Origin of the sequence: Deinococcus sp. JMULE3 (genome assembly GCF_013337115.1) — a bacterium.
Taxonomy (GTDB): domain Bacteria; phylum Deinococcota; class Deinococci; order Deinococcales; family Deinococcaceae; genus Deinococcus.
Window position 1 is genome coordinate 1,697,701 of sequence record NZ_SGWE01000004.1, and the last position, 7,300, is coordinate 1,705,000.

Annotated in this window: 6 protein-coding genes and 1 pseudogene (1 of these 7 cut by a window edge); 5 read left to right on the forward strand and 2 right to left on the reverse strand. The window is 71.9% G+C overall.

The window, feature by feature from the left end; all coding sequences use genetic code 11:
• Positions 1-117: 117 nt before the first annotated feature.
• Both udk and EXW95_RS11120 read right to left on the reverse strand, forming a co-directional pair.
• On the reverse strand, positions 118-732 hold the full coding sequence (udk, locus tag EXW95_RS11115) for a uridine kinase (protein WP_174367513.1): 615 nt from the start codon (positions 730-732) through the stop codon (positions 118-120).
• A complete protein-coding gene (locus EXW95_RS11120; protein ID WP_174367514.1) occupies positions 729-1,778 on the reverse strand; it encodes a Glu/Leu/Phe/Val dehydrogenase dimerization domain-containing protein in 1,050 nt (349 codons plus the stop codon). Before EXW95_RS11120 ends, udk begins: the two co-directional genes overlap by 4 nt.
• 241 nt (positions 1,779-2,019) lie before the next feature.
• Here EXW95_RS11120 and EXW95_RS11125 point away from each other — a divergent pair, with 241 nt between their 5' ends.
• From EXW95_RS11125 to EXW95_RS11145, 5 genes and pseudogenes are all read left to right on the forward strand, one after another.
• The gene (locus EXW95_RS11125; RefSeq protein WP_174367515.1) at positions 2,020-4,014 is read left to right on the forward strand and encodes an E3 binding domain-containing protein; all 1,995 of its coding nucleotides are present in this window, start codon (positions 2,020-2,022) and stop codon (positions 4,012-4,014) included.
• Positions 4,015-4,117: 103 nt separating this feature from the next.
• Positions 4,118-4,411, forward strand: a complete 294-nt coding sequence (locus tag EXW95_RS11130) for an Lrp/AsnC family transcriptional regulator (protein ID WP_046843758.1) — start codon at positions 4,118-4,120, stop codon at positions 4,409-4,411.
• Positions 4,412-4,516: 105 nt separating this feature from the next.
• Positions 4,517-5,443 carry an ABC transporter substrate-binding protein gene (locus EXW95_RS11135; RefSeq protein ID WP_174367516.1) on the forward strand — a complete coding sequence of 309 codons (927 nt, stop codon included), beginning with the start codon at positions 4,517-4,519 and terminating at the stop codon, positions 5,441-5,443.
• Positions 5,444-5,570: 127 nt separating this feature from the next.
• Positions 5,571-6,652, forward strand: a pseudogene (locus tag EXW95_RS11140) (ABC transporter permease).
• A protein-coding gene (locus EXW95_RS11145) for an ABC transporter ATP-binding protein (protein WP_174367517.1) crosses the window boundary here: on the forward strand, positions 6,649-7,300 show its 5' portion. The gene runs 281 nt beyond the window's last position; 652 of the gene's 933 nt are visible here — the first part of the coding sequence; its start codon is at positions 6,649-6,651; its stop codon lies off the right edge, out of view. The pseudogene EXW95_RS11140 and the gene EXW95_RS11145 overlap by 4 nt, the downstream one beginning before the upstream one ends.

Sequence of the window (7,300 nt, forward strand, 5' to 3'; positions counted from 1 at the left end):
GCGGGGCGGGGCCGGGTGTCGTCCCCCGAAAGTGCGCCCCGCCGCCGGGGCAGCGGTGCGGGGCGCGGACTGACAGCAGAATTCAGAGGAATTGAGGGAGGCCGGAGTCGGAGCCGCTCAGATGGTGGTGCGGATGCGCGCGGCGAGCATGTCCAGCGCGGGTTCGTTCATGCCGCCGTGCGGGATGATCACGTCGGCGTAGCGTTTGGTGGGTTCCACGAAACTCAGGTGCATGGGTCGCACGTACTCCAGGTACTGCTCGATGACGCTCTCGGGCGTGCGGCCGCGTTCCTGCGTGTCGCGCAGCAGGCGGCGGATGAAGCGCACGTCCGCGTCGGCGTCCACGAAAACCTTCAGGTGCATGCGGTCGCGCAGCGCCTCGTCGTACAGCGCGAAGAAGCCTTCCAGAACCACGACGGGCGCGGGCAGGACGGTGGTGGTGTGGTCCGAGCGGGTGTGGCGCGTGAAATCGTATTCGGGCATGTCGATGGGCACGCCGGACAGCAGCGCGTCGATGTGCTGGCGCAGCAGCGTCCAGTCGAACGCGGCCGGGTGGTCGTAGTTGGTCTTCAGGCGCGCCTCGAAGGGAATGTCGTCCTGGTTGCGGTAGTAGTTGTCCTGGTTCAGGACCGCCACGCCGCCCTGCCCGACGGTTTCCACGACGCGGCGGGTGACGGTGGTCTTGCCGCTGCCGGAGCCGCCGGCCACGCCGATCACGAAGGGAATGCTCATGCCTGCCTCCAGGTGCCGGCGCTGCCGAGGCTGCCGATCAGGTCGATGCGCCGCTCGGCCATCTTGCGGGCGACGACGTGCGGGGTCTTGCCGTACTGCTCGGCGGCGGCCGTGATGCGCCCGACCGTCTGGTACACGCGTTCGGCCGCCTGGTTCATGTCGAGTCCGGTCGCGGCGGCGATCAGTCCCGCCGAGTTGATGGCGAAGTCCGGCATGTACACGATCCCGGCTTCCTTGACGGCGTCCTCGCCGCGGCGGGTCAGGGGGTGGTGTTCGCCTCCGGCGATCAGGCGGCACTGCAGGCGGGGCACGTCCGCGCTGCGGATCGAGTGCCCGTACCCGCAGGGGGCGAGGATGTCGCAGGGCACGTCGAGGATCTGGTCGCAGCCCACGACGGTCACCCCGTCGAGGTCCTCGGCGAGCGCCTCGGCGCGTTCCGGGCGGTCGTCGGCGACTGTCAGGCGGGCGCCCTCGCGGTGCAGGTGCGCGGCCAGGGTGCGGCCCACGGCGCCCACGCCGAGGATGGCGACGCGCACGCCGCGCATGCTTTCGCTGCCCAGCGCGAAGCGCGCGGCGGCCTTCATGCCGCGGTACACGCCGTAGCCGGTGACGGCGCTGGTGTCGGTGTGCATGCCCAGCGTGGAGTTCGTCTCCTGCGCCACGAAGGCGATGTCGGCCGGGCTGACGCCGATGTCCTCGGTGAGGACCACGCGGGCCTCCATGGGCCGCACCTGTCGGCCCAGCGCGCGGAACAGAGCCTCCCTGGCGTGCGGGTCGTCCATGCCGCACTCGGGCGTCATCAGGACGCAGGCGCCGCCGCCGTAGTTCAGTCCGGCCAGCGCGGCCTTCAGCGTCAGGCTCTCGGACAGCGCCAGCGCGCCGCGAATGGCGAGTTCCTCGTCCTGTTCGCGCAGGCGCACGCCGGCGATGGCGGGGCCGAGCACGGTGGAATGCACGGCCAGCGCGGCGCGCAGCCCGCTGGGCGCGTGATGAAGCAGCGTCAGGGCCTCGTGGCCGCGCGACTGCATCTCCTCAAGTATCTGCATATCACTCCTGTCATGGCGCCGGGGCTGGGCCGCTGGCGCAGGTTACCCCGCAGCGTAGCACCCGGCGCACGGGTCGGTTGCCCCCCTGAAAGAACGCTGTCAGACGCGCCGGGGCACGCTTGACACCATGCCCACATGCGCGCCGCGCCTGCAGGTCCCCGGCGCTGTCTGTCCGTGGGAAGAAAACCGCGTCACACCAACAGGAAGTCGCTTACAATGTGGCGCACAAAGGGGGACATGAATGGATCGGATTGCTCCGCTCGCCAAGATTCTGGCGGAAGCGAACGGGATTGACTGGCAGAGACTGCAGGGTTCGGGTGCAGGTGGCCTGATCGTGGAACAGGACATCCTGAACTACCTGTCGCGCGTCATGAGTGGTGAGGAGGACCCGCCCAGCACGCCGGTGGACCTGCCCCCACCCGACTGGAACGGCGAGGAGGTCCCCACAGCCGACATGCTCGGCCGCGCCGGCATGAGCGCCGACATGCTCAGGGGCGCCGGGGTGGACACCGACCTGACCGCCTTCGTCGAGCAGACCCGCGCGGCGGCGCCCAGCGTGCCGGCCCCGGCTACCGAGAGCCTCGACGACGACCTGGAGTTCGAACTGGACGACGAACCCGAGGACACCCCCGCCCCGCAGGTCGCCGCACCCACCTTCATCCCGGCGCCCGAGATCCCGGCCGCTCCGGCACCCGAACCGGTGCCCGCACCCGTGGCTGCACCAGAGCCGGAACCCGCGCAGCCCGCCGCGGCCGGCTGGAACTGGGGCACCCCGGCGCCCACCCCGACCCCGGTCGAGGCGGCACCCGTGGAAGCCGCGCCCGTCGAGACTGCGCCAGTCGAGAGTGCCCCGGTCGAGGTGACTCCCGTCGAGGAAGCCCCGGTCGAGGTCGCGCCAGTCGAGGTTGCGCCAGTCGAGGTCTCCCCGGTCGAGGTCGCCGCTGTGGCCGAGCCGGAACCCGTGCCGACGCCTGAACCGACGCCTGCGCCCGCCCCGGCGGCGGCGGGTGGCCTGGCCGCTGGCCTGGGCAGCCTGCTCTCGCGCCTGTACCAGAAACCGGCCGAGCCCGCGCAGCCCGCTCCGGCCGCCGAGATGCCCACGCCCGCCGCTGCGGCTCCGGTCGAGGTGGCTCCGGTCGAGGTGGCTCCGGTCGACGTCGCACCCGTCGAGATCGCACCGGTCGAGACTGCTCCGGCCGAGCCCACTCCGGTCGAGCCCAGCCCTGTTGAGCCCGAGCCGGTCGTGACGCCCGAGTTGACCGAGCCCGAGCTGACCGAGGTTGAGGCCCCGGCGGCGGCCTGGACGGATGGCCGTCAGGCGGACGACGCCGCCTGGGCGCAACCGGCCGAGCCGGAAGCGCAGCCCGCGACCGAGCCTCTGCCCGAACCTGTGACCGAGCCCGAACCGGTCGCCGCTCAGGAAGAGGACACCGCGACCGAGGCGGCGACCGAAGAGATGCCCGCCGCAGCGCCCGAGCCCATGGTCGAGGAATCGATGGGCGAGGACGTCGCGGCCCAGGACCCTATGGTCGAGGAAGCCGTGGTGGCCGAGCCGGTCGAGGCCGAGTCCACCGTGGAGCCCGTGGTGGACCCCATCGACACCGAAGCCGTCGAGACTGAACCGGTCGCTGCGGAACCGGCTGCCACCCAACCGGCGGCCGCTGAACCGACGGACGAGCCCGTCGCCGGGGAAGCCATGCCCGCCGCGCCCGTGCCCGCCGCGCCCGTGCCCGCCGCGCCCGTGCCTGCCGCGCCGATGCCTGCCCCCGTGGCGGCGCCCGCTGGGAACGCGGTGTGGTTCGGCGCGTACCTGCGCCGCGACGCGAACGTGGCGGCCCTGCATGACCTGCGTGGTCAGGTGACGGCGGCGCTGTCGCGGGACCTGCCGCTGGCGCTGCTGGTGGCCCGTGCGGCTCAGCGTCACGCGGACACGCTGGGTCTGGGCAGCGTGGCGGTGCACGCCGACGGCGGCGCGATGTCTGCTGGTAGCGGCAGCCTGCGCGACGCGCTGGACGCCGGTGCGTTCGAGGGCAAGCCGGATCTGCTGGTCGTGGACGCCGGGTCGATGGATCTGGATGACCTGCACTTCCCGCACACGACGACGCTCAGCGTGGGTCGCGTGCAGGATGGCCGCGCGGCGCTGACGCTGAACGGCGACGTGGACGCGGCGCGTGCGGCGCAGTTCCTGGCGCAGGTGGCCGGGACGCTGGAGCAGCCGATCCTGCTGGTGCTGTAACCCCTCTCCTCTTGGCCGCGCCCCTCCCATCCAGGGAGGCGGCGCGGCCTTCTTGTGGGGCCTTTGTTGTGTCGCCGTGGGCGCGCGGCGCACAATGGCGGGCATGGTGACAGCGATCGTGATGGTGCAGGCCGAGCGGCAGCGCGTGCAGGAAACGGCCGAGGCGCTGGCGGGCGTCCCGAGTGTCCGCGAGGTGTACTCGGTGACGGGCGAGTGGGACATCGTGGCGATCCTGAAACTGACGCGCTACGAGGATCTGGATGACGTGGTGACCGGGCACCTGCGCAAGGTGGAGGGCATCACGCGCACGCAGACGATGCTGGCGTTCCGGACGTACAACGATTCGCTGCTGGATCAGGGGTTCGGGGTGGGCCTGGACGAGTCGCAGCAGCGTTGAAGGGCGGATGAGCGCCGTTTAAGAAACCTTCACGCGCTGGTTGGTGGGCGGGGTTTTGTGACCTGACCCACCTGAGCCCCTGGGGCGGGCGGGTACGTTGCACGCATGCGAAACCAACTGAAGCGCGCGGCCCTGCTGGGCGCGACCCTCCTGACCAGCGCCGCGCTGGGCGTGGCGTCTGCGAAGTCGATCGTGGTGGGCAGCAAACTCGATCCCGAGGCGCAGATCCTCGGTCAGATGATCGTCCTGACCCTCCGGAACGCCGGGCTGGACGTGACCGACAGGACGAACCTGGGGGATACCGGCGTGAACCGCAAGGCGATCCTGGCCGGTGAGATCGACGTGTACCCCGAGTACACCGGCAACGCCGTGTACCTGTTCCCGAAGGCGAACATCAGCGCGAAGCAGGCCGGGAACCCTGGCACGATCTACGGGCTGGCGCGGCAGCTGGACAGCAAAAACGGCGTGACGTGGCTGAAGCCCGCGAACGTGAACAACACCTGGGTGATCGCGGTGCCGCAGGCGCTGGCGCAGAGTGCGAAGCTGAGCAGCGTCGCGGACCTCGCCAAGTACGTCAATGGCGGCGGGAAGCTGAAGATGGCGGGCAGCCCGGAGTTCTTCAACCGCCCGGACACCATGCCCGCCTTCGAGGCCGCGTACGGCTTCAAGCTCAGGGCCGATCAGAAGCTGGTGCTGGCCGGGGCGACGCCGCCCCAGACGCAGCAGGCCGCTGCAAACGGCACGAACGGTGTGAACGCCGCGATGGCGTACGGCACGGACGGCACGCTGGCCGCGCTGAAGATGGTGGCGCTGAAGGACCCGAAGGGCGCGCAGGCGGTGTACCAGCCGGCTCCGATCATCCGCACGGATACCCTGAAGGCGAATCCGCAGGTCACGGGTCTGCTGAACCGCGTGTTCGCCACGCTGACCCAGAGCACCCTGCAGGGCCTGAACGCGAAGGTGGCGCTGGAGGGCCGCACGGCGCAGGACGTGGCGCGCGAGTACCTGAAGGGCAAGGGGCTCATCAAGTAATGCGCCCGCCGCGCTGGACCGGACGGTGAGCACGGCGCGGACCGGGGTGGGGGCAGGGGCGCAGGCTCCTGCCCCTGCTGCTGCGCGGCGTGACGTGCGATTGGTGCTGTGGCTCGCGGCCCTGCCGATGCTGGCGGGGGCGTGGCTGCCGTGGGTGCTGCTGCGCCCGAACCGGCTGGCGCCCGGCGAGTACCTGCGGTTGCCGCCTGAATGGGTGGCGCTGGCGGCCGCGCTGGCGCTGCTTCCCGCTGTCGTCGGGCTTGGGCGGCGGGGGCTGGTGTGGCTGCCGGCCACGCTGGCGCTGCTGCTGGGTGTGTGGCTGCTGGGGGACCGCACGGCGGCGGCGCTGGCCGGTCAGGCCGAGTTCGCGCGGGCCAGTGCGGCCAGCGGCGTGTGGCTGTACCTGCTAGGCGCAGGGGTCGCAGCATACGCAGCGGGGCTGGCCCTGCCGGAACGCCGCTGGGTGGCGTGGCTGTGGGTGCCGCCCGCGCTGGCGCTGCTGCTGGGCGGGCACCTGGCGGGCTGGTCGGTGCTTGTCGAGGGCCGGAACGAGGGGCCGCGCTGGGTGCAGGAACTGGCGCAGCACCTGCGGCTGGTGGGCAGTGCACTGGGCCTGTCGATGCTGATCGGGGTGCCGCTGGCGGTGTGTGCGGCGGGTCGCGCGCGGGTGGCGGACGCCGTGCTGGGCGTGGCGAACGCCGTGCAGACCCTGCCCAGTCTCGCCCTGCTGGGCCTGCTGATCGCGCCGCTGTCGGCGCTGGCGAACGCCGTGCCCGCCCTGCGTGAGGCCGGGGTCAGCGGGATCGGCGTGGCCCCGGCGCTGACGGCCATGACGCTGTACGCGCTGCTGCCGGTGCTGCGCAACGGCGTGGTGGCCCTGCGGGGCGTGCCCGCCGGGTGGTTGACGCGGCGCGCGGGATGGGCATGACGTCCTCGCAGCGCTTCTGGCGGGTGCAGGTGCCGCTGGCGCTGCCGGTGTGGCTGGGTGGGGTGCGGCAGGCGGCGGTGCTGCTCGTGGGTGTGGCGGCCGTCGCCGCGCTGATCGGCGCGGGGGGGCTGGGCACGTACATCTTCAAGGGCCTGCAGAGTGCCGCGTCGGACCTGATCCTGCTGGGGGCCGTCCCGGCGGCGCTGCTGGCCATTCTCGTGGACGGCGCGCTGCGGGCGCTGGAGGGCTGGCTGGGCCGCCGCCTGGGGAGGGCCGCATGATTCAAGTGGAGCATCTGGAGAAACGCTACGGGGACAGTGTCGCCGTGCAGGACCTGAACCTCACGTTCCCGGAGGGGCAGCTGACGGCGCTGCTGGGCCCGTCGGGCTGCGGGAAGACGACCACGCTGCGGATGATCAACCGCCTGATCGAACCGACCGGGGGCCGCATCCTGCTGGGCGGCCAGGACACCCGCACCCTGAAACCGGAGGCGCTGCGGCGCGGCATCGGGTACGTCATCCAGCAGATCGGGCTGTTCCCGCACCTGAGCGTCGCGCAGAACGTGGCGACCGTCCCGGACCTGCTGGGCCGCGACCGCCGCGCGACCGCGCAGCGCGTGGACGAACTGCTGGACCTCGTTGGCCTGGACCCTGCCGTGTACCGCGAGAAACGTCCCGCCGAGCTGTCGGGCGGGCAGGCGCAGCGGGTGGGCGTGGCGCGCGCGCTGGCCGCCGACCCGCCGGTACTGCTCATGGATGAACCCTTCGGAGCGCTGGATCCGCTGGCCCGCGACCGCCTGCAGGAAGTCTTCCGCGAGATCCAGCGGCGCCTGGGCAAGACGGTCGTGATGGTCACGCACGACATCGACGAGGCGCTGCGCCTGGGCGACCGGGTGGCCCTGATGCGCGCGGGCCGCTTGGAGCAGTTCG

Excerpts from the sequence above, each read along its gene's own strand:
- EXW95_RS11120 (WP_174367514.1), bottom strand. The coding sequence starts at position 1,778 with ATGCAGATACTTGAGGAGATGCAGTCGCGCGGCCACGAGGCCCTGACG.
- udk (WP_174367513.1), bottom strand. The coding sequence starts at position 732 with ATGAGCATTCCCTTCGTGATCGGCGTGGCCGGCGGCTCCGGCAGCGGC.
- EXW95_RS11125 (WP_174367515.1), top strand. The coding sequence starts at position 2,020 with ATGGATCGGATTGCTCCGCTCGCCAAGATTCTGGCGGAAGCGAACGGG.
- EXW95_RS11130 (WP_046843758.1), top strand. The coding sequence starts at position 4,118 with ATGGTGACAGCGATCGTGATGGTGCAGGCCGAGCGGCAGCGCGTGCAG.
- EXW95_RS11135 (WP_174367516.1), top strand. The coding sequence starts at position 4,517 with ATGCGAAACCAACTGAAGCGCGCGGCCCTGCTGGGCGCGACCCTCCTG.